We start from the raw sequence: 22,719 nt of genomic DNA on the forward strand, positions 1-22,719 counted from the left end.
ATTTCAACCTAAAACGAAAAAGCCCCGCATTTTCATGCAGGGCTCTTGGAATAAATGGTGCCTCGACCCGGGATCGAACCAGGGACACGCGGATTTTCAATCCGCTGCTCTACCAACTGAGCTATCGAGGCACTTACTTTTCGTCAAGTCACAACACTAAAAAGTATACTTGGTAGCGCCGTGGGTGCGTATTAAACGGATTCTTGGCTATCAAGTCAACCGATTTTTAATAAATTTTTAGTTTTAAGCGCTGTTTGTTCGAAAACCCAGCAAATCGACTTCTATTTAAGCATTATTTTAGGTTACTTTACGCAGAAGGTGGAACGTACCCTTCGATATCTGGCTCTTTTCCTTCGAACAAATACCCAACCATTTGCTCTTCTAAAAACTTTCTCGCTTCGGGTTGCATCATATTGAGTTTATTTTCATTAATCAGCATGGTTTGTTTCTTTTGCCAGTCTGCCCAAGCTTCTTTGCAAATATTGTCATAAATCTTTTTGCCCAATTCCCCCGGATATAGTTGAAAGTCCAGTCCATCGGCATCTTTTTGTAGTTTTTGACAAAAAACCGTTCTGCTCATAATCAATGTATCCCAAATGTTCTATTAAAGATTTTTGCGTAGTGTACTAAAAAGTTTAATGGTTGGCGCTGCTAATCCCACTTTTGGCGGTGAATTTAAATCATACCAAAGGGTTTCTTGTTCTTCGACTCTCAAAGTGGGTGGTTTTTTGAGGTGCATCAATAGCGGTTTGATGTCTAGATGGAAGTGGCTAAAAGTGTGTCGGAATTGAGCGAGTTGTTCAATTTGGATATCACCTAAGGCTAAACTTTGTGCTTTGGATTCGGCGTCTTGCAAAGTGTCAGCTTCATATAAACCAAATAGGCCTCCCCAAATACCTGAACTTGGTCGTTTATACACAAGTACTTGATCTCGCCAAACAGGTAGCAACATTACCGTGGTTCGCACTGGAGTGGTTTTTTTAGGCTTTTTAGTGGGCAGTTCAGCTTGTGTACCTTGGGCAAACGCCAAACAAGTGGTTTGCACAGGGCAAGCATCACAATTAGGTTTAGACCGTGTGCATAGAGTCGCACCTAAATCCATAATAGCTTGTGTATACAATCCTGTATCTTTGGCTGGGGTAAGGTCATCAGCGTACTCCCATAATTGTTGTTCAATGGCTTTGCTCCCTGGCCACCCATGGATTCCAAAATAACGGGTAAGAACACGTTTAACGTTGCCATCTAAAATACTCACATGTTTGCCATTGGCGATGGACAATACAGCACCGGCAGTGGAACGCCCGATACCCGATAACGCTACCATTCCCTCGAGTGTCTCAGGAAATACGCCGGCGTGAAGGTCACGTAGTGTTTGCGCTGCTTTATGTAGGTTTCTGGCTCTAGCGTAATATCCTAATCCAGTCCAAAGATGCAGCACATCATCAATAGGCGCGTTGGCTAAAGCAATCACATCGGGGAAGCGTTGCATAAAGCGCTGATAAAAAGGAATCACGGTTTTAACCTGAGTTTGCTGCAACATAATTTCTGACACCCAAACTCGATAGGGGGTCTTCTGCTGCTGCCACGGCAGATCTTTTCTACCATTTTGATGGTACCAGTTCAGTAATTTTTGACTAAACGTCGAGTCAGTAGTTGGACTTTGCATAATACCTTGAATTGATTTTGCGGTTTTAACGCATCGGGTTTGTTATGATCATACTAGAATTTTATTGAAATAGATTAATGATGCTAGAAATAACCACCCCTACTATTTTTTTTCCTGGAACTTTGTGTGATGAGCGTATTTGGATCCCTTTATGGAAAAAACTGAATCTTGCCCAACGTAGTTATGTGCCTTTGCAGTGGGCCGATACATTAGAACAAATGCAGGCATTGAGCAGTGACCGTATAAACAGCTTTGAGCAAAAGGTTCATTTAGTCGGCTTTTCCATGGGCGGCTATATTGCGGCTTTAACCGCCTTGCAATTCCCAGATAAGGTAGCCTCTTTAACCTTAATTGGTTACTGTCCTGACGGCCTCAGCGCACAAGAAGTTCAGCAGCGTAAAGTGCTGATAAAAATGATAGATGACAAAAAATCGGTAACCATGAACCAAGCCAGACTTGCACACTTTTTCACTCAAACTGAAATGAGAAACGCAGATTTAGTTGAGATAGTAAAAGACATGGAAAGTGATCTTGGCCCTAGCGTATTGAAAGCACACGTTCAATCAACGACGCCAAGGCCTGACCTATCGCCGAAACTGAAAACAAGTACCTTTCCGATTCATTTTATAGCAGCAGAATTGGACCAAGTAGCGCCTGCTCAAGCAATTGAAGATTTTGCCAATTCATTAGCCAATGCAGATTTTAATCTCATCAATGGCACTGGACACATGATGCTATTGGCTGAACCTGATTTAATCGCGAAACACTTGCACAAGTTATTATTCTAGCTTGGTTTCCCCCATTAAATCACCACGGCATGGCTAAATGCTAGGTTTGCGCTAGTGCAGGTATTCATTCTGAGGTAAAATGCCGCCCCATTTTAGAAAAACAATTTTTAGATAAGAGACAACATTTGCATGAGCCAGTTTAAAACTCAAGAAGAAGCCGAAGCAGCAGGCGTATACGTTCAAAAAGTACGTAGCTTTGTTAAGCGGGAAGGTCGTTTGACTAAGGGCCAAGCTAAAGCCCTTGAAGAGTTTTGGCCAACAATGGGTTTACTCCATGCAGACGGAAAATTGGACTTTACACAAGTATTTGGACGCGCTGCTCCGGTTGTTTTGGAAATTGGTTTTGGTATGGGTAAATCTTTGGTTGAAATGGCTGCCAATGAACCAGACAAAGATTTTATTGGAATTGAGGTGCACAGACCAGGTGTAGGTACATGTATGGCTGATGCCCACGAACAAAACGTAACTAATTTACGTGTTTACGAGCATGATGCAGTAGAAGTATTGGCAGATTGTATTGCCGATGAAAGTATCGACCGCCTACAGTTGTTTTTCCCTGATCCATGGCACAAAAAACGTCATCACAAGCGTCGCATCATTCAGCCTGATTTTGTTCAGAAACTTCGTTCTAAATTGAAAATAGATGGTGTGTTCCACATGGCAACCGATTGGGAGAATTATGCAGAGCACATGCTTGAAGTGATGCAATCAGCAGAAGGCTTCAAAAACTTATCGGAAAGCCAAGATTATGTCCCACGACCAGATAACCGACCACTGACAAAGTTTGAGCAGCGTGGCCATCGCCTAGGACACGGCGTTTGGGATCTGATGTTTGCGAGGGTGAACTAATGTTATCTACCACAAGCCAAGTGCTTGTGCGTAATAAAGAGCAATTTGCAGAAGGTAGGTGGCTGTTTGTTAACCCTCCTGAAGCAGACATTTTCTCAGCATTAGATAATCCAAATATTTTTGGTTTCCATCAATTTTATGACGTATTTCAACAATGTCCGAAAAATAATAAACATTTATTTTCTGCACATTATCCTGTTGCGCTAAACCATAATCAAAACCCCGAAAAGCCAAACAGTGAGTTGTTTGACGGGGCTGTGATTTACATGCCTAAGTCGAAAGAGCACGCCGCCCTGTTAATTGCCAATATGGCTGCATGCGTCAAACCATCTGGAAATATCTTTTTGGTTGGGGAAAATAAATCCGGCATCAAGAGTGCTGATAAATTGTTTGCTAAAGTTTCCCAACGAATAAACAAAATCGATTCGGCTCGCCATTGCAGTTTATATTGCGCTTACATTGAAGAAAAACACAGTTTTGACATCACCAAATTTGTTCAATACAAAGATATTCAGGTAAATGACGTAGTATGCAAAATTGCCTTTTTACCTGGGATTTTTAATACAGGTGCACTCGATCCTGCTAGCCAACTTTTGATTGAAAACCTACCTGAAAAGCTAACAGGAAAAGTACTAGATTTTGCATCTGGTTCGGGGGTCATTGGTTGTTTTGCAGCAAAAATCAATCCTGAGATTACGCTGACACTATGTGATGTAAGCGCTTTGGCAACTTACTGTAGCGAACTAAGTTTGTTGGCCAATAATCTCAAAGCTAATGTTATTGCTTCAAATGGATTGGCTGAAATTAGCCACAAATTCAACACAGTATTAACCAATCCTCCGTTTCATACTGGGATTAAAACTGACTATAGTGTAACCGACAAATTTATCAAAGAAGTGAAGTTCGCGTTACTTCCAAAAGGCACATTAATGTTGGTGGCTAATCGCTTTTTACCCTATCCAGATATAATTAAAGGTTCGTTGCCAATGGTCTCAACAGTGGCACAAACTTCTAAATTTAACCTTTACAGAGCGCAAAAATAGAATACAGTTATTTATATAACCCATTTATCTAAGTAACTGAGTTGGTCACCTACTCTTGGGTGCCACTTGCTAGACACTCAGGTCGTCATGTAACCTGCTACTCAGTTTAAAGTAATAGTTACTTTATTCTCAAGTTTATGAATTGGAGAGATAAATATTGAAGATTCTTTTTGTAGTATCCGAAGTAGAAGACTTAGCTAAAACAGGTGGTTTGGCCGACGTGGCTAAAGCATTGCCAATCGAGCTTAAAAAACTAGGTCATGATGTCATCATAGTGATGCCCTATTACAAGCTATTAGCAGATAAGTTCGATGCGCCCATAGTCGCTTCTCAAGGTATTGTTTCAGGTAACAAAACCTATTCATTCAACGTCCGTCAATTACATATTCAAGATGTACCGGTTTTTGCTGTGGACTTCCCCGAATACTTTCATCGGGATGGTTTTTACACTGACGGCTATCACGCTTTTGCCGACAATGCGCAACGTTTCGCATTTTTTGCTGATGCTGCTTTAGCGACTAGCCGAGCCATCGATTTCCAGCCTAACATCGTGCACTGTAACGATTGGCATACTGCCTTAACACCGTATTTTTTGAAGACCGACAACAGCGGCTTTTTTGAACACAGCAAATGCATTCTAACCATCCACAACGGCGCTTTTCACGGTACTCATCGTATCGATCAAATTCCTTATGTAAGCAATCATTCTGAGTTACATAACCAGCTCGACGGAGACGCATTAAACTTTCTTAGAATTGGGATTCGCTACGCCGATAAAATTAATACGGTAAGCCCAAATTATGCGGTTGAGCTGTTAACTACCTTAGGTAGCCACATGCTTTACAATGAATTTACTGCGCGAAGAAAAGATGTGTCAGGTATTTTAAATGGATGTGATTACAGTCAATGGGATCCAGCCACCGACAAGTACATTCCTGCGAATTTTGACGTAAATAACCCAGCAGGGAAAACCGAATGTAAACGAAAATTGCAGGAAACCTCTGGCTTCGAACAAAAACCTAATGTGCCATTAATTGGTATGGTTTGTCGTCTAACCGAACAAAAGGGTTTTGGTTATATACTGCCAATTTTAGAAGATTTATTGCAACACAATGTACAACTTTTAATTGTTGGAACAGGCGACCCTTCAATAAGTGAAGTGCTGCATAGACATGCCCAAATACATCCAGACAAATTTATTTTCATTGAGACATTCAGTGTTGAATTGGCCCACTTGTTGGAAGCTGGCAGCGATTTCTTCCTAATGCCTTCTTTATTTGAGCCTTGCGGCTTGAATCAAATGTATAGTTTGGCATATGGAACCTTGCCAATCGTTCGAGCCGTGGGTGGATTGAAAGATACTGTTATTGACGTTATTCATCAGCCGGATATTGCCACAGGCTTCGTATTTGAACACCCAGACAGTTCGGCGTTGCTTGGTTGTATTTACCGAGCTCTGTTGCATTACTACGAATACCCAGATAGCTTTAATGAAATGAAATTACGCGGTATGAATACTCGATTTACTTGGCATCAAGCAGCCTTAGAATATGAAGCGCTTTATCAGTCATGCTAACAACTATTACCTCAGGTCGTTTTAACAGTATTTTGCTAACTCTGTCGTTTCTCTGGTGCATTAGCTATTCAGTTAATGCACAAGATAGTTTGCCAGAAAAATGCATTCAACTGCCTGAACGCACTAGTGTTTGCCCGAATATTTTGTACAAACGCTCGCCTGTTGATGTACCGCAGTTTGCGATCAAAGAAGGAGAGATTTTGTGTATTTGTATGGCCGACTTTGACTCTTTGCGCATACCCGCTACTGATGATGCCGGCAAGGTAGACCAGGTAGTGTCTTTAACCAGAGCCTCTGTGAAATTGAATATTGACGAAAAAACCTTACTTGAAATAATTCGAAAATAGTGAAAAACACATATTTAGCCCTTGGCCTATAATTCTTTCCACTTTTATGAGCCTAAGTGTTTTCTTTTTAAACAATTTATATCACTATTATCCCTAGCAGCAGACTTGCCATCATAAGAAGCAGATTAACTATATGCTAACAGGCGGAAAAAATTTATCTTTAAAAACCCTGATTGTTTGGGTGGTAATGGCCATCACAACATCGGCGCTTGTTGTTACCTCTAGCATTTCATTAATCAATCAAATTACTAATTACAAAAATGAACTCATTCAACAAGTTATCATTTATGCTGAAATTATCAGTAACAATGCAATCTCGAGTCTAGAATTTGATGATGATCTAATAGAGGAAGAAAATTTACAAATATTAAAAGCTGCCACATTCATTGAAGCTGTGCATATTTACAGAGTAGTTGAAGGGCAAAATCCCACTTATTTCACCAGTTACAACCGTCCGGACCAAGCTCGAACGCCACCAATGTGGAAGCACATTGAGGACTTTAAAACGCCAGTTCAAACAGGTAACAAATTCGAATTTATTAAACCAATTAAATTAGACGATAAGATTATCGGTTACGTGTATTTGCGCGTATCGGCAGATATTTTAAACCAATTGATTTCCAGTTCCATTGTCACCACCTTCGCCGCGTTACTCATTATATTGATAATTTGTTACCTGCTGACACTACGTTTACAAAAAACACTGGCAAACCCAATAATTAATTTAGCCACTTTAGTTCAGCGTATTTCCAGACAAAGAGATTACAAAGGTCGAGCCGAGAGTACCAACATCAAAGAGCTAGATATTCTTGGGTCTGCATTTAACGATATGCTAGATCGTACTCAGCACTATCTAAAAGAACGAGATTTTGCCGAACAAGAACAGCGAAAATTGCATGCCAGTCTAGAGGAAAAGGTGCAACTGCGAACTGTAGCCTTAAAAGCAGCGAATCAAGAACTAATTGAAACCTTAGAAAAACTTCATCAGTTCCAACGACAAATGGTCCAAAACGAAAAAATGGCTTCTTTAGGGGACATGGTTGCAGGCGTAGCACATGAAGTTAACACACCGATTGGACTCGGGGTAACAGCCTCAACAATGATGCTAGATAGGCTTAATCATATTGAAAGTGAATTCGAAGCAAAAACATTAAAAGCCAGTACGCTCTCGAAGTTTATTTCTGAGGGACAAGAAAACCTGAGCATTATCTATCGCAATTTGAATCGAGCTGCAGAGCTTATCTCCAGCTTTAAACAAGTAGCTGTTGATCAATCAAGTGAAAGCAACCGTGTATTTGCCTTTGCGCAATTACTGGATGAGATTTTGATGTCCATGCGCCCTAAACTTAAAAAATATAAACACGTAATAAGTGTTCATTGTCCAAACGACCTATATATTGAAACCAAAGCCGGACCAATTAATCAGATTATTATGAATTTAGTGATGAACTCAATCATTCATGGCTTTGAATTTATGGATGAAGGTAAAATCGACATATATATTGATTTAGTTTCAGAAAATAAAATAAAAATACGCTATGTGGATAATGGCAAAGGCATTCCAGAATCACTCAGGAAGCGGATTTTTGATCCATTTGTGACCACTAAACGTGGACAAGGTGGCAGTGGTTTGGGAATGCATTTGGTCTACAACTTAATTACCCAAGCATTGAATGGTTCTATCACCATCACCAGCGAAGTAGATAAAGGTGTTGAATTTACAATCCTTTTTCCGGTGAGAATAATCGACCCAAAAACTTTGGCAAAGGGTTCTTAAATTATGATTTTGAGAATAATTATTTTCATCACTGTGACATGGAGCACTATTGTTTATGCGCACAACAATGATTTTGAAGTGTCCGCAACGTCAATTCGTTCCACCTTCTTTTTACATGTGGTCAATTATTCGAAGTGGCAACAGTCTTTCATGAGTTTAAAGTTTTGTTTAATAGAGCAAGAGTCTCAAAAACACTATTTAATGCTAAATGAATCAGATTTACTGAATTATAATAAAAAACAGATACAGCTCCAACAAGTAGACTCTCTACCTACTGCTATTGAACAAGGTTGTAACTATATATTTGTCGATAAGTCGAGCGAGTCCAAAACTTTATACAAAGATTTGAAACAAACAAGCTTATCTATTGTCACTATTGGAGAAACTATATCTTTTATTAAAAACGGGGGATTGCTTAGCCTTATTGAAGAGTACGACAAGATAAGGATTTACATAAATAAAGAGCAGTATGCCGATTCTCCCGTAAAGTTTAGTGCAAGACTACTAAAGTATGCAAATTTCACTGGATAATAGCCTGATTTATAGATATTTTCTGTTAAACTAAATATATTGAAATAAAACGGATAAAAACAATGACGCCCAATATACTAATTGTTGAAGATGAAGTAGTAACACGGACTACTTTGAAAAGCTTATTTGAAGCTGAAGGTTATAATGTATTCGAAGCTGAAGATGGCAGCGAAATGCATGATTTTTTCGAAAATAACAACATTAACCTAGTTGTTATGGATATAAATTTACCTGGAAAGAATGGGCTGATACTTGCTCGTGAAGTCAGAGATCGCAAAAATGTCGGTTTGATATTCTTAACCGGCAGAGATAACGATGTTGACCGTATTTTAGGATTAGAGATCGGCGCGGATGATTATTTAACTAAGCCATTCAACCCTAGAGAGCTAACGATTAGAGCGCGAAATCTTTTGAATAGAACGCTCAGCAACAATGAAGATGACGATCTTCCAAGTCGCGTAAGCTTTAATGGTTGGATTTTAGATGGTGATAGTCGCAGTCTAATATCTCCTAGCCAAAACGAATTCCGTCTTCCTCGTAGTGAATTCCGCGCGTTACACTTGTTCCTAAGTAACCCTGGAAAAATCCTGACAAGAGAGCAGTTGATAATGGAAATGACAGGCCGTGAATTGCGCCCTAATGACCGTACTGTTGATGTAACAATCCGTCGTATACGTAAGCACTTCGAATCAGAAGTCAACTCAGAAGATTTGATTGTAACCATTCATGGAGAAGGCTACCGCTTCTGCGGCACCGTTGACATGTAATCGTTTCAATTGACGTATTAGACACCGTGAAAAAGGGCTTATTAAGCCCTTTTTTACTATCTGATGAATCGCTAATGGTCACTAATTAAACGCGAATTTACCTATCTTTTTCCGTTTAGAAAGCAGAATGTTAGATGACATACAATCAATTCAAATAGTGCTTTAACTGCCAGCGAGTTGCATTTCACTTACCAAGATTGATCCTGTGTGGATACTTCCTCGAGTTTCAGCCACAGAACCAACGGCAGAAATGTTCATCAACATGTCTTTTAAGTTACCAGCAATGGTTATTTCGTGAACGGGATATTGAATCACTCCATTTTCAACCCAAAAGCCAGCCGCACCTCGAGAATAATCGCCAGTAACGATATTCACGCCTTGGCCCATTAGTTCAGTTACTAACAAGCCTGTTCCCATTTCCTTTAATAATGCATCATCAGAGTGGCCAGTATGTTTAATCAACCAATTATGAATACCGCCAGCATGGCCATTAGTCTGCATCCCCATCTTTCTCGCCGAGTAACTGGTTAAAAGATAATGGTTCAATACACCCTGACTCACTATAGTCATATCTTCAGTTTTAACACCTTCATTATCGAAAGGTGAGCTGGCAAGCCCCGATTTAATATGCGGACGTTCGAGTATTTCAAACCAGCTAGGTAAAACTTGATTACCTAGACTGTCGAGCAAAAAAGATGACTTACGGAACAAGCTGCCGCCACTAATAGCACTAACAAAATGTCCAAGTAAACCCGCAGCGACATCACGATGAAAAATAACCGGTATTTTAGCCGTCTTCAATTTACGTGCATTTAGTCTGCTTAGAGTAAATTCTGCGGCTTCTTTTCCGATTTGTGCGGCAGGCGTCATCAAATCGGCTTGACGATTAACGGTATAACTATAGTCGCGCTGCATATCACCGTTATCTTCTCCGATAACGACACAACTTAAACTGTAGCGACTACTTGGATAACCACCAATGAACCCATGACTATTGCCATACACCTTCATACCAATATTAGCGTTGTATGAAGCACCGTCTGAATTGGTAATTCTAGGATCGAAGCCCAAGGCTGCCTCTTCGGCTAAAATAGCTTGCTGAATCCCGTGTTGCGTATCGAGTTCAATTGGATGGTACATATCCAAGTTTGGATAGTCATAGGCCATTAAAGCCTCATCAGCAGGACCTGAGTAGGGGTCTTCACTGGTGTACTTAGCAATTTCACAGGCTTTTTCTACTGCTAAAGTCAGCGCATTTATACTCAAATCTGCAGTTGATGCACTGCCCTTACGTTGACCAAAATAAACACTGATACCTAAACCACCATCGTTGGTGAATTCAACTGTTTCTACTTCTTTTAACCGAGTGGATACGGAAATACCCTCAACTTTCGACATGCTAGCTTCTGCATGACTGGCCCCTTTTTGCTTAGCCAATGCCAAAACGTCTTCAACTGCTTGTTGAATTTGGGCTAATTGTTGCTCCATTTGCATATAAGACTCACTTTCTATGCACAACTTTTAATGCTGTGCGCTATTAGCTGGGTTACAATTGGCATAGTGTAACATTAAAGACATTATCATGAGCGATACGAATTTTACCGGAAACGGCCCAGAACAAGAAATTAAAAGCAAAACCCAACTTAAGCAGGAAAGTCTTGCTATTCAAAAATTGGGGGAAGCACTAGTTGAGCTAGGTGCGGCTTCATTATCTAAAATCCCTATGGATGAAGAGTTAACCGAAGCAGTTGAACTAGCTCGTAGAATCAATAAGAAGAAAGATGGTTACCGCCGTCAATTACAACTAATTGGTAAGCTGATGCGGCATCGAGATACCCAGCCTATCCAGTTAGCTCTAGATCAGTTGCAATTGGCTCATCGTCAACAAACCGGCAAATTCCATCATGTAGAAGAAGCGCGAGACAAAGTATTGCAGGGTGATAGAGGCATTGATGTGTTAATCAACGAGCACCCAGAACTAGATCGCCAAAAGTTAAGACAATATTCTCGTCAGGCTAAAAAACAGCAAGAACTAAATAAGCCCCCCAAAGCCGCACGTGAATTATTCCAATATTTAAAAGAAATGTTGTAGGCGGGTGCTTTAGCCCCGCGCAGGATTTGGATCATTCCTCCTGTAGGCGGGTGCTTTAGCCTCGCGCAAGATTTGGATCATTCCTCCTGTAGGCGGTTGCTTTAGCCCCGCGCAAGATTTGGATCATTCCTCCTGTAGGCGGTTGCTTTAGCCCCGCGCAAGATATGGATCATTCCTCCTGTAGGCGGTTGCTTTAGCCCCGCGCAAGATATGGATCATTCCATGGCCTGAAGGCCATGCTACAACAGCCCGCTAGATTGACTGAACCTTCCATGGCCTGAAGGCCATGCTACAACAGCCCGCTAGATTGATTGGAGCCCATGTTATAGGGCGGTTCCGCCTACGGTTAATTCGTCGACTTTGAGGGTGGGCTGACCAACGCCTACCGGCACGCTTTGTCCGTCTTTACCACACACACCAACGCCTTTGTCTAGGCTCAAATTATTACCTATCATCGAAATTTTTTGCATTACTTCAGGGCCATTGCCAATTAGCGTTGCGCCTTTGATTGGAGTGGTAATTTTGCCATTTTCAATCAAATATGCTTCTGAGGTCGAGAAAACAAACTTACCCGATGTGATATCTACCTGCCCACCACCAAAGTTAGGCGCATAAACCCCTTTGTCGATACTACTAATAATCTCTTCAGGGCTATATTGCCCCTCTAACATAAAGGTATTCGTCATTCGCGGCATAGGAAGATGAGCATAGGACTCTCTACGTCCGTTTCCTGTAGGATTAACACCCATCAATCTAGCATTTAATTTGTCTTGCATATACCCGGTTAAAACACCGTCTTCAATCAAAACATTTCGTTGTGTTGGTGTACCTTCATCATCAACAGATAATGAACCACGGCGGTCAGCCAAAGTTCCATCGTCAACTACAGTTACCCCTTTAGCGGCGACTTGTTGTCCCATTTTTCCACTAAAAGTTGAAGCACCCTTACGATTAAAATCACCTTCTAAACCGTGCCCTACAGCTTCGTGCAATAATACGCCCGGCCAGCCAGCTCCCAAAACAACAGGCATCAAACCTGCGGGGGCATCAATTGCCTGCATGTTTACTCTGGCCATGTGGATTGCTTCATCAGCTAGTACTTGATAACGCGTTTTATCCCCATCAGATTGTAAGAAATATTGGTATCCATAACGTCCGCCCATACCAGCACTACCGCGCTCTCTTCTTCCATTGTTTTCAATTAAGATAGAACAATTAAGTCGAATAAGTGGCCGTATGTCGGTAGTAAAAGTGCCATCTGTAGCAGCAATTAATACTTCTTCATACACCCCACTAATGCTCACAACGACTTGGGTAGCTAAGGGCTCGTTATCTCGAATATATTTATCAACATCCTGCAATAAGGTGATTTTTTGATGTTCTTGCATACCAAGGATGGGATTCTCAGCAAAATACCTTGCAGATGATTGTTTGGGTGCGCTGGCAGCAACATTGAAACTACCTCCAGTACTTGCGATACTGCGAGATGCTTTTGCCGCTTTAGTCAACGCTTCTTGGCTAATATCATCAGAGTAGGCGAAACCGGTTTTTTCACCGCTAACTGCGCGCACACCTACGCCTTTTTCAATATTATAGCTACCGTCTTTAATTATTCCGTCTTCCAATACCCAACTTTCATGCTGACTAGATTGAAAATAAATATCGGCAAAATCATTTTGATGCTGACAAATCAGATTTAAGGCGGATACGACCTTATTGGGATCTAAATCTGCTGCATATAATAAATTTTCTTCGACCAAATTAGACAAGGTAACTCCTGAATTGATTATGTTGCTGAACTGGCATGTTAGTGCGAATTCTACTGATTTCGCTGGGATCAAACTTAGCACTGACTGCGCCACTGCCTGTTTCTATCTCAGATAAGATTTCCCCCCAAGGAGAAATCACGCAAGAATGTCCGTAAGTCTCGCGACCGTTGGCATGGATACCGCCTTGATTAGCTGCAACCAAATAACATTGTTTTTCTATGGCTCTGGCTTTTAATAGAGGCTCCCAATGAGCTCTCCCCGTTGCGCGGGTGAAAGCGCTGGGTAACACTAATACGTCAATCTCGCCCATAGCGACAAACATGGCAGCAAAGCGGATATCATAACATACAGCCACACCAATTTTGCCGAAAGGTGAATCAACGACTACAAGTTTCTCACCAGCTTGGGTATATTTGGATTCAAGATAATTGCGGGTGCCATCTTCAACTTGGACATCAAACAAATGGATTTTTTGATAATCATCTACACGTCGCCCAGTATCATCAAAAATTAGGCAGGTCGCTGTATATTTACCTGATTTCGAAGTAGTAATTGGCATAGTTCCGGCAACCAACCAAACTTTGTATTTTTTAGCCATTGCCGACAAAGCTTCTTGAATAGCACCTTCTCCAAGCTCCTCCGCAATTAACAATAACGCAGCATCACCAGCCCCAAAACATGCGAAACATTCCGGCAATACAATTAAGTCACCGGGTTGCTGCTGAGCAATATATTGTTCAACGTGTTGTAGATTGACCGATACATCTGGACTTGAAACTAACTGACATGCGACTAAATTGGCCATTACTATCCTCTCGTATCATTGATTTGCAAATTAACTCTCTCATCGGGAAGAACCTGAGGAGGAATATCTTCATCATCGAGTTCTATGGGCGTATTTCTTGCGGGTAACGCAACTTCTTTACTTTTTCTATCCAACTCTGTCAGTATCGGTTCATCCAAAGTACCGGTTACTGAATATTTCACATTGGAGATGACTTTGGCCTCGGTGAGAACTTGATCAATCGCCAGCGCCGCAATCGCGGTAGCAGGATTTACCATCCAATAGACTAACAAGGGTAAACTTGACGTCACGTTCGGCGTAAACTCAATGCGGTAATTCAACTCCTTCGTGGATAAGTCAGTGTAACCTGCAATTAACATTTCCCCTGCAGCACCGTCGATTACCACGTCTTGGGTTTCCGCTTTGCCGTCGACTATTTGCATGGAGCCACCCATTTTGTCGTAGAAAAACCCTTTTGCAAACACATCTCTGAAGTCCAAACTCAACTTTCTAACTAACGATTGCAGACTCAATATACTAAAAATACGAGAGCCTTTATCACTCACATCAGATAAATAACCGTCAGTTAATCGCCAATCAATGTTACCCCCGAGGCTTGATAACGAAAACTTGTGAGGGGCATCTTGCCAGTTTAAATTAAACTTAAAGTTTGCTTTAGAATCTTTAATCCCCGAATCAAAACCAAACCCTTTGAGTAAAGCACCAAAATCAGGACTGCTGAGTTCACCTTTTAAGTCGGTACTTGAACCTTGTTCACTAATAAACCAGTCACCGCTAGCATATAAAATACCATTGCTGTTATTAAACCTCAGATTGTCAATTTGCATACCTGTGGGGGCTCTAGATAGTGAAAAATCGACTTTCCCTAAATCATTGCCAAACAATTTGCAGCTCTTACAATCGAAACTAACGGGCGGTAAATTTTGCAGCATCGGGGCTTGCGATATGGCGCTTTCCTCACCTTCATGCCACTGAGCTAAATCAATAAAATCAGCTTTTATATCAACACCGCGGTTCAACCAATCATCATATAAGGTGACTTTGGCTCGAATCTGATCCGCATTGAACTCCAGTAACCAGTCATCGCTAGAGTGCTTGGCCACTAACTCTAATTGATTGATTTTTTGTCCTGCTACAATCATGGTTTCGGCATTGACATAAACTCGTTGAGGCGCAGTTAATATAGGGCGGTCATTGCCACTTGGTAAATCACTTATTAAGGTTGAAATAGCTTGATACCAAGCGTCAAAATCAGTGTCTTTTACTTTTGCCGAGATACTAAACCCCAGCCCCATTGCCAAAGTTTCACTCTCGCCGATAGATAAATGCGCACGAGAAAACTGCATTGTTTCATGGGGTAGAACCCCCTCAAAGGAAATAGAATCGCCGAGAGATAGACTAAAATTAGAAGCTTGATTATCGCCGTTCCCAGTCACGAACAACTGCTTTTCTTGCTCGCTGCTTTTGCTAAATGGTGCAGGTAAACTTGATGTCACCCCTTGTAAATTACTCACCAACTCAAATTCATAAGCATAGGTGTCTTTATGTAAAGTTAGTTGCGTATTTGCTTGCCACGCACTATGTCCAGCTAGATACTTATTCATGCTCGGCTGGTGATCCCGCAATAACGGCTGTAACTCCCAATCACCTTGAATTTCTATATCTGCTTTGTAAGCCCCATTTGGATCCGAATAGCCGTCGAAATTTGCAGTGATTTTTTGCTCAAACAATTCCCCCTCAAGACCATTAAAATTAACCTTTTCATTGGCAAATGAAACCTCACCCACCATGTTTTTAAAATTCAAATTAAGGCTAGGTAAATAGACTGGGTTGCCGTTCAAAGATACTCGGCCTTTAGCCATAACGTTATTGCCTGACAAGGGGATATGCAGATCCAACTTGGTTTGAAGTTTACCACTAACATTAACGCCTTCGGTTAAAACTGTGCCTAAACTGTTAGCCAAAAAACTGTCTAATATTAGTTCATTTATATCTGCGCTTTGTGCACTCACATTAGCGTCAATATTTAACACTGCACCATTGCTTAGCTCTGGAATTTCTGCCGATAACTGAGATAGGGCGACATTTTTCAATTTGCCTTTATGAGCTAACATTGCCAGGCTTTTGTTTTCAAATAGTAAATCCACATCCAAATCGGTTAATGCTGGCCAGTCAGGTGCAAACTTAAATTCGCTGTCGTTGACGTCAATACTTATCTGAAATATACCTTGGTGATTTTCGAACGGAAATTGGCTAAGCGAACCTTGCCAAAGCACGTTTGTAGAAGCTAACTCTCCGCTACGCATTGCCCCCTGTAAGTACGCTTTAGTTTCAGGTCCCATGTAGTGATCAGGAAATAAATTTTTAGCCTGTTCAACGCTCAGCTCACCGATATTAGCGATTAAATCCAGTTGTTTGTCCTTGCTATCAAAGGCCATCTGCAGATCTAAGTTTAAATCGCTACCTTGTAATGAGAAGTTGGGTATATCAACCACCACTCCTCGCGGTTGCCAATCGAGGAAAACATCAAAATCGATAGATTGATAACTGAGATTTTTGTCTAACGTATTGTCTGCCAAAAACTCTCCTTCAGCACCAGAAATAGACAATTTAGCGAGGTTATCAAACATCCTAAAACTGCCAGCAACGTTAGTCACTCCAGGTACCCCATCCACTTGATTCCAGCTAACTTTAGAGAAATTAGCGCTGGCTGAAAATTGCTTACCGAAGACAATGGCTAAATCATCAATTCGCGCATTGGGTTTGAGTTGTTCGATGAAGTCAATTGCTTCCTTATCAAATGCCAATGGCAATACAGGCAACAAGGTACGGATATTGACCGGAGTAGTCGTTTGGAAATGAGTCAGCCCATTGCGGCCAATGTGCCCCGTCCAACTGGTTAATAAACTTTGTTGACGAGATTCTAGAATCAGGTCGTCGATATTAATTAACCAACCCTGTTCATCCGGCACACCACGAATACTTCCGCCAACTATCGCGGCATCAACCTGACTTTCCGGTGAGGTCCATGAAAACTCACTTTTATTCAGCATCATTTGCACGTTTTCAATACGATTTTCTTTCAACTCAGCCCAAAATGTAAAGTTCCCCCTACTTTGGGTTAGCTGATTTTGGGTACGAATCAATTGGTTTAGCCAAGGTGACATATCAAGTTCTTCACCGCGGGCGTAAAAAGTACCACTAAGATTATCTTTATTACCGACTAAATCGAGACTAAAGGTTGTGGAATTATTGGCTAACTCCACCACGCGCAATAAACCTGAACCTTGGTGACGGTCGTCTTTATTCAGCCAGCTCAATTGCTGTATTTGAATTAATTGCTGATCGTAGCGCGTGGTGACATCAATCACACTATTACTAATTGAAAAACGCTGCAATTGTTGTAGAAATAAGTCTTCCAGCGCATCAACCACTGGAAATTCGCTTTCTGAACTTTGAATTCGCGCTAAATTAACGGATAACGCCAAGCCACTTAACTCAAAACGTCGGGATTGAATCTGTCGGGCCACAATGGTGCCCCAAAAATCGATCTCGATTTGCGTATCTTCAATTTCTAGACCAATGGGAGATTGTTCGTCTTGTTGAAGTTTAATGTCTTTGAGTATCAAAGAAGGGCCACTTTTGGCCCAATTTGCGCTGAGTTGACCAATAGTTAGATTGATACCATAACGATTACTTAGCCAAGATTCGATTCGGTGCTTATGGTCGTCCATATAAGGCAACGAAAAGCGGATAACACTTAGGCTCACAGCCACCAGCACCAGCAGAACAGCTGCTAGCGTCCATAGTTTTCTAACTACGTAAGCGGCATAGAATGAAGTGGGTTTCACATCATTACCACATCGAATTTGTCTTGGTTATAAAGCAATTCAGTTTGTACCTTTATTTGTTTAGAAACAAAAACCTCTAATTCAGCTAACATATGGGACTCTTCGCCCATTAAAGCTTCGGCGACGGCTTGGGATGCATAAACCACAAATTTATCTGCGTCATAAGCGCGGTTAACTCGCACAATTTCGCGCATAACTTCAAAACAGATAGTTTCTACGGTTTTAATTGAACCTCTGCCCTTACATACTGGACATTCGCCACACAATATATGCTCCAAACTTTCACGGGTGCGTTTACGGGTCATTTCGATTAAACCTAAAGCGGTAAATCCATGGATATTGGATTTAGCCCGATCTTTACTGGTGGCAGATTCTAAGCTGTGCATTACTCGACGTTTATGATCTTCGTCGCTCATATCAATGAAGTCGATTAGAATCATCCCACCAAGATTTCTTAATCTAAGTTGACGGGCGATTGCTTGAGTAGCTTCTATATTGGTGTTGAAAATGGTTTCTTCGAGGTTACGGTGCCCTACAAACGCACCAGTATTTATATCAATAGTGGTCATTGCTTCAGTCTGATCGATGATCAAATAGCCACCGGATTTCAATTCCACACGACGTTCCAATGAACGTTGCGCCTCATTTTCAACATCATACAAATCAAATATTGGGCGTTCGCCCTGATAATATTCCAGCAATTTATTCAGCTCAGGAACGTATTCTTGGGTAAAATGCTGTAATTCTTGAAATGATAATTTAGAGTCGATTCTGATGCGGTCTAATTGAGTACCCACGAAATCCCGCAATACTCGTCTTGCTAAGGGCAAATCTTCGTATAGAACATTGCCTTTTCGACCTTTCATGCGCGATTGAATTTTCGCCCATAAACGTTTTAAAAATTCTGCGTCTGAGATAAGTTCTTTTTCTTGCACACCCTCGGCAGCCGTACGAAGGATAAATCCGCCATCATCACTGCAATATTCCTGTACTAAAGATTTCAGCCGTTCGCGCTCTGCCTCATCTTCAATACGCTGCGAGACCCCAACATGGTCAACACTGGGCATAAAAACCAGATAACGGGAAGGAATAGTGATATCTGTAGTAAGCCTAGCCCCCTTAGTACCAATAGGATCTTTCACCACTTGTACGACTATGTCTTGACCATCTCGTAGCAAGTCTCGAATGTCTTTTTTAGCAATTGAGGTAGTCGACATTTCGTCGCTAACTTCATTGTGGAAGGCAATATCAGAGGCATGCAAAAACGCGGCTTTATCTAAACCAATATCCACAAAAGCAGCCTGCATCCCAGGTAAAACCCGACTCACTTTGCCACGATAGATATTCCCCACCAAACCGCGCTTGGTGTGACGTTCCACATGAATTTCTTGCAAAATACCATTCTCAATCAAAGCAACTCTTGATTCAGAAGGGGTTACGTTTATCAGTAATTCAGCACTCATACAGCTTAATACCTGCCTGTTTAATTAATTCACTGGTCTCATACAAAGGTAACCCAACCACTGCGCTATAACTACCATTGATATGTTTTACAAAATTCCCTGCGAAACCCTGTATTCCGTAAGCTCCGGCCTTATCTTGCGGCTCACCAGTTTGCCAATACCATTGCATTTCAGCTTCAGATAATAATTTGAAACGAACGGCAGTTTCCACTATAAAATGTTCGGTACCTAAATGGTTTTTTAGGGCAACCGCGGTCTTCACTTTATGTTGCCTATCACTTAGTTGCTGCCACATCTGCCGAGCATGCTGAAAATTGTCTGGCTTTCCTAACACTTGCTCTTGATTACCACTATCCACAACCACAATAGTATCAGCACCTATAACGCCATCCACCTGCGTATGTTGACGCCAACCTTGTTGTGCTTTTTCAATAGCCAATCGTATAACATAATCATTAGAGTCTTCGTTTGCTAATTGAGTTTCATCAATATCAACATTTAGTGTAGTAAATTTTACGCCAAGTTGACTTAATAGCTCTTTTCGCCTCGGAGATTGAGATGCTAGCAATAACATGTGGGGCCTTAAGTGATTCTGAATTGCCGTCTGACTTTACGCAACAGACCAAAAATCCATGGCCACATCAACATAGAGGTCAGAACCGGCCACAGGTAGGTAAACAAGAAGTTCACATCAGTCTGTAGATGTTGCAACCAAAATACGACCAAGTGATATAACGCAGATAAAGTTCCAATAATAAACGCTTGCTGCCACAAAGAGTAATTTCGCAAACGTTGATAATTCGACGCCAAAATAAAGATATTGATGCTCAAGGCAAAACTATGCACGCCTAGGCTGGTTCCCATTAAAATATCTAACACCAGACCGACTATGAATGCCATTCCCACATTAACCCTATTCGGAAGTGCTAATGCCCAATATGACATCACCAATAAAACCCAATCAGGGCGAAATTGCTCAACCGTAAGAGGCATAGGAACAATTTGCAAAATTAACGCAATAATAATACTCAGAAAAATTGCATAATTGCGCAGCTTCATTGGGCCTCCACTGTTGGCGTAGATTGCGGCATTATAGGTTGTGTTGGCGCATCTGCTGGCCACAACAACAATAGATATCTCAATCTATCTAGCTGCGCTATGGGCGTAGCTGTAACCAATGCAAATGGACGACTTTCATCACGCACGATGGAGGTGATAGTCGCGGTCGGGTAACCTTCTGGAAAGATATTCCCTAACCCTGAGGATACGAGTAAGTCGCCTACTTGAATATCAGCACTGTGGGCTACATGTTCCAAAATTAGTTCATCAAACTGCCCTGACCCACTGGCGATAAGCTGCACATTATTACGGGCGTTTCGAAGTGGAATAGCATGGGTTATATCCGCCAACAACAACACTCGGCTATTGGTAGTACCCACTTCCATTATTTGCCCGACAATACCTTTGTCATCCAGTACGGTTTGTCCTTCATAAACCCCGTTTATCGCTCCCTTATCAATGATAATTTGTAAGCTAAATGGATTGTTATCCACCGCCATTAATTCGGTTACCATTTTCTGGATTGGGGCTGAAACAGGCGCTCCAAGTAATGCCCGTAAACGATCATTCTCTGCGGCTAACAAATCGAAGCGTTGTAGCTTTTCAGACATTTTCATCGCTTGCAGGGTTAATTGCTGGTTGTCTTCGAGCAGTTTTTTATGGGTAGAAAACTTTTCAGCCCCTGAACTTAACATTTGCCCAGGTAAGCTGGCAATGTACTGAAGGGGGCTAACAATAGAGTTTAAATAGACTTTTACCGAAGCAAAACCGTCATATTTGTGATCAACAAAAATGAGGATAACAGAAACGAATAAGGCCAACGCGAGTCGACTGACAAGTGATGGCCCTCTAGTAAACATGGTATTCATTTAGGCTAAATACCTGTTTGATAATGTTTGTAATAATTGAACGATGTCTAGCACAAATAATCCCTAATTCAGACTATTCGTAGCTAAACAGGTCACCACCATGAATATCGATCATCTCAAACGCTTTACCTCCGCCACGAGCTACACAGGTTAGCGGATCATCAGCGATCACCACAGGAATGCCAGTTTCTTCCATTAGCAAGCGATCCAAATCTTTTAACAATGCACCACCGCCAGTCAATACCATTCCACGTTCAGAAATATCAGAAGCCAGTTCAGGAGGAGATTGTTCAAGGGCAACCATGACTGCAGAAACAATTCCGGTAAGTGGTTCTTGTAAGGCTTCTAAAATTTCATTGCTATTTAGCATGAATCCTCTAGGTACACCTTCTGCCAAGTTACGACCGCGTACTTCTATTTCACGTACCTCTTCACCGGGATAAGCAGCGCCAATTTCATGTTTAATTCGTTCAGCAGTAGCTTCACCTATGAGTGAACCAAAATTACGACGAATATAATTGATAATAGCTTCATCAAACTTATCACCACCGATGCGTACTGAAGATGAATACACCACACCGTTTAATGAAATGATCGCGACTTCCGTTGTACCACCACCGATATCGACCACCATAGACCCTGTTGCTTCAGATACAGGCAAGCCTGAACCAATTGCAGCGGCCATTGGCTCATCGATAAGGTATACGTCTCTTGCGCCAGCACCTAGTGCAGATTCACGAATCGCACGGCGTTCTACTTGCGTTGAACCACAAGGCACGCAAACCAGAACCCGAGGGCTGGGTTTGAGAAAGTTATTGTCATGCACTTGTTTAATAAAGTGTTGAAGCATTTTTTCGGTCACATAGAAATCAGCGATAACGCCGTCTTTCATTGGACGAATAGCTTTAATGTTTCCAGGCGTTCTACCAAGCATTTGTTTTGCTGCAGTACCCACTGCGGCAACACTTTTTGGTCCGCCCGCGCGTTCCTGACGAATTGCAACTACTGAGGGTTCGTTCAAAACGATTCCCTGACCTTTAACATAAATAAGCGTATTTGCAGTACCGAGGTCGATTGATAAATCGTTTGAAAACATTCCTCGAAGCTTTTTAAACATGAACAGACCGCACCCTGTTGGAGATAGACATAATGATCCGCTAACTTTACCAATGCCCCTTTAAATCAGCAAGTAAAGAATAGATTTATCCGGTGTTAACACCAAAAGAATTGTGCTTTTTAGAATTTTACCGGTCAAATATGCATTTTAAGTGGGTAGATGGGCGTTTTAGCCTTGAAATATTAATAGTCAATCCATGAGGGAATATTCCATGGCCTGAAGATCATGCTACAGATTTATGATTGTAGGCGGTGGCTTTAGCCCTGCAATGTTGATAGCCAATTCGACAGGGATTATTCCATGGCCTGAAGATCATGCTACAGATTTATGATTGTAGGCGGTGGCTTTAG

General features: G+C 41.5%; 20 protein-coding genes and 1 tRNA gene. 9 read left to right on the forward strand and 12 right to left on the reverse strand.

Annotated elements, in window-relative coordinates:
• Positions 1-55 precede the first annotated feature (55 nt).
• The 3 genes from Q4567_RS21070 to mutY all read right to left on the reverse strand — a co-directional run bounded on the left by Q4567_RS21070 (position 56) and on the right by mutY (position 1,666).
• Positions 56-131 (reverse strand) — tRNA-Phe (locus Q4567_RS21070).
• Between the two features lie 176 nt (positions 132-307).
• Positions 308-580 carry an oxidative damage protection protein gene (locus Q4567_RS21075; RefSeq protein WP_216050449.1) on the reverse strand — a complete coding sequence of 91 codons (273 nt, stop codon included), beginning with the start codon at positions 578-580 and terminating at the stop codon, positions 308-310.
• Between the two features lie 24 nt (positions 581-604).
• Positions 605-1,666 carry an A/G-specific adenine glycosylase gene (gene mutY / locus Q4567_RS21080; protein WP_303502244.1) on the reverse strand — a complete coding sequence of 354 codons (1,062 nt, stop codon included), beginning with the start codon at positions 1,664-1,666 and terminating at the stop codon, positions 605-607.
• Positions 1,667-1,743: 77 nt separating this feature from the next.
• Here mutY and Q4567_RS21085 point away from each other — a divergent pair, with 77 nt between their 5' ends.
• The 8 genes from Q4567_RS21085 (at position 1,744) to arcA (ending at position 9,344) form a co-directional block, all read left to right on the forward strand.
• Positions 1,744-2,454 carry an alpha/beta fold hydrolase gene (locus Q4567_RS21085; RefSeq protein WP_303502246.1) on the forward strand — a complete coding sequence of 237 codons (711 nt, stop codon included), beginning with the start codon at positions 1,744-1,746 and terminating at the stop codon, positions 2,452-2,454.
• A gap of 129 nt (positions 2,455-2,583) precedes the next feature.
• Entirely contained in the window at positions 2,584-3,303 is a 720-nt protein-coding gene (gene trmB, locus Q4567_RS21090) for a tRNA (guanosine(46)-N7)-methyltransferase TrmB (RefSeq protein ID WP_216050452.1), read from the forward strand.
• Positions 3,303-4,346, forward strand: a complete 1,044-nt coding sequence (locus tag Q4567_RS21095) for a methyltransferase (RefSeq protein WP_216050453.1) — start codon at positions 3,303-3,305, stop codon at positions 4,344-4,346. Before trmB ends, Q4567_RS21095 begins: the two co-directional genes overlap by 1 nt.
• A gap of 157 nt (positions 4,347-4,503) precedes the next feature.
• Positions 4,504-5,922, forward strand: a complete 1,419-nt coding sequence (gene glgA / locus Q4567_RS21100) for a glycogen synthase GlgA (protein ID WP_216050454.1) — start codon at positions 4,504-4,506, stop codon at positions 5,920-5,922.
• A complete protein-coding gene (locus tag Q4567_RS21105; RefSeq protein ID WP_216050455.1) occupies positions 5,916-6,269 on the forward strand; it encodes a hypothetical protein in 354 nt (117 codons plus the stop codon). Before glgA ends, Q4567_RS21105 begins: the two co-directional genes overlap by 7 nt.
• 133 nt (positions 6,270-6,402) lie before the next feature.
• Positions 6,403-8,046: an ATP-binding protein gene (locus Q4567_RS21110; RefSeq protein WP_216050456.1), complete on the forward strand. Its 1,644-nt coding sequence runs from the start codon at positions 6,403-6,405 to the stop codon at positions 8,044-8,046.
• A gap of 3 nt (positions 8,047-8,049) precedes the next feature.
• Complete coding sequence (locus tag Q4567_RS21115) at positions 8,050-8,577, forward strand: YfiR family protein (RefSeq protein ID WP_216050457.1); 528 nt, start codon at positions 8,050-8,052, stop codon at positions 8,575-8,577.
• 62 nt (positions 8,578-8,639) lie between these two features.
• Positions 8,640-9,344, forward strand: a complete 705-nt coding sequence (arcA, locus tag Q4567_RS21120) for a two-component system response regulator ArcA (RefSeq protein ID WP_216050458.1) — start codon at positions 8,640-8,642, stop codon at positions 9,342-9,344.
• 162 nt (positions 9,345-9,506) lie between these two features.
• Here arcA and pmbA read toward each other — a convergent pair whose 3' ends face one another.
• Positions 9,507-10,838 (reverse strand): metalloprotease PmbA, encoded by a 1,332-nt coding sequence (gene pmbA / locus Q4567_RS21125; RefSeq protein WP_216050459.1) that lies wholly within the window; start codon positions 10,836-10,838, stop codon positions 9,507-9,509.
• 88 nt (positions 10,839-10,926) lie between these two features.
• Between pmbA and yjgA the strand changes: the two genes are divergently transcribed.
• Complete coding sequence (yjgA, locus tag Q4567_RS21130; RefSeq protein ID WP_216050460.1) at positions 10,927-11,436, forward strand: ribosome biogenesis factor YjgA; 510 nt, start codon at positions 10,927-10,929, stop codon at positions 11,434-11,436.
• A gap of 323 nt (positions 11,437-11,759) precedes the next feature.
• On the opposite strand, the gene tldD is transcribed toward yjgA, so the two are convergent.
• From tldD to Q4567_RS21170, 8 genes are all read right to left on the reverse strand, one after another.
• Entirely contained in the window at positions 11,760-13,205 is a 1,446-nt protein-coding gene (gene tldD, locus Q4567_RS21135) for a metalloprotease TldD (protein WP_216050461.1), read from the reverse strand.
• Positions 13,198-14,010, reverse strand: coding sequence for a carbon-nitrogen hydrolase family protein (locus Q4567_RS21140; RefSeq protein ID WP_303502254.1), 813 nt, complete (start codon positions 14,008-14,010; stop codon positions 13,198-13,200). The genes tldD and Q4567_RS21140 overlap by 8 nt, the downstream gene beginning before the upstream one ends.
• A gap of 2 nt (positions 14,011-14,012) precedes the next feature.
• Positions 14,013-17,861 (reverse strand): YhdP family protein, encoded by a 3,849-nt coding sequence (locus Q4567_RS21145; RefSeq protein ID WP_303502256.1) that lies wholly within the window; start codon positions 17,859-17,861, stop codon positions 14,013-14,015.
• Positions 17,858-19,324 (reverse strand): ribonuclease G, encoded by a 1,467-nt coding sequence (gene rng, locus Q4567_RS21150; RefSeq protein WP_216050464.1) that lies wholly within the window; start codon positions 19,322-19,324, stop codon positions 17,858-17,860. Before rng ends, Q4567_RS21145 begins: the two co-directional genes overlap by 4 nt.
• A complete protein-coding gene (locus Q4567_RS21155; RefSeq protein WP_216050465.1) occupies positions 19,314-19,898 on the reverse strand; it encodes a nucleoside triphosphate pyrophosphatase in 585 nt (194 codons plus the stop codon). Before Q4567_RS21155 ends, rng begins: the two co-directional genes overlap by 11 nt.
• Before the next feature lie 8 nt (positions 19,899-19,906).
• Positions 19,907-20,383 (reverse strand): rod shape-determining protein MreD, encoded by a 477-nt coding sequence (gene mreD, locus Q4567_RS21160; protein ID WP_216050466.1) that lies wholly within the window; start codon positions 20,381-20,383, stop codon positions 19,907-19,909.
• Positions 20,380-21,252, reverse strand: coding sequence for a rod shape-determining protein MreC (mreC, locus tag Q4567_RS21165; RefSeq protein ID WP_303502259.1), 873 nt, complete (start codon positions 21,250-21,252; stop codon positions 20,380-20,382). Before mreC ends, mreD begins: the two co-directional genes overlap by 4 nt.
• Before the next feature lie 73 nt (positions 21,253-21,325).
• Positions 21,326-22,369: a rod shape-determining protein gene (locus Q4567_RS21170; RefSeq protein ID WP_008843593.1), complete on the reverse strand. Its 1,044-nt coding sequence runs from the start codon at positions 22,367-22,369 to the stop codon at positions 21,326-21,328.
• Positions 22,370-22,719: the final 350 nt, after the last annotated feature.

It is taken from the genome of Aliiglaciecola sp. 2_MG-2023 (genome assembly GCF_030548145.1).
In the GTDB taxonomy this organism is placed as follows: domain Bacteria; phylum Pseudomonadota; class Gammaproteobacteria; order Enterobacterales; family Alteromonadaceae; genus Aliiglaciecola; species Aliiglaciecola lipolytica_A.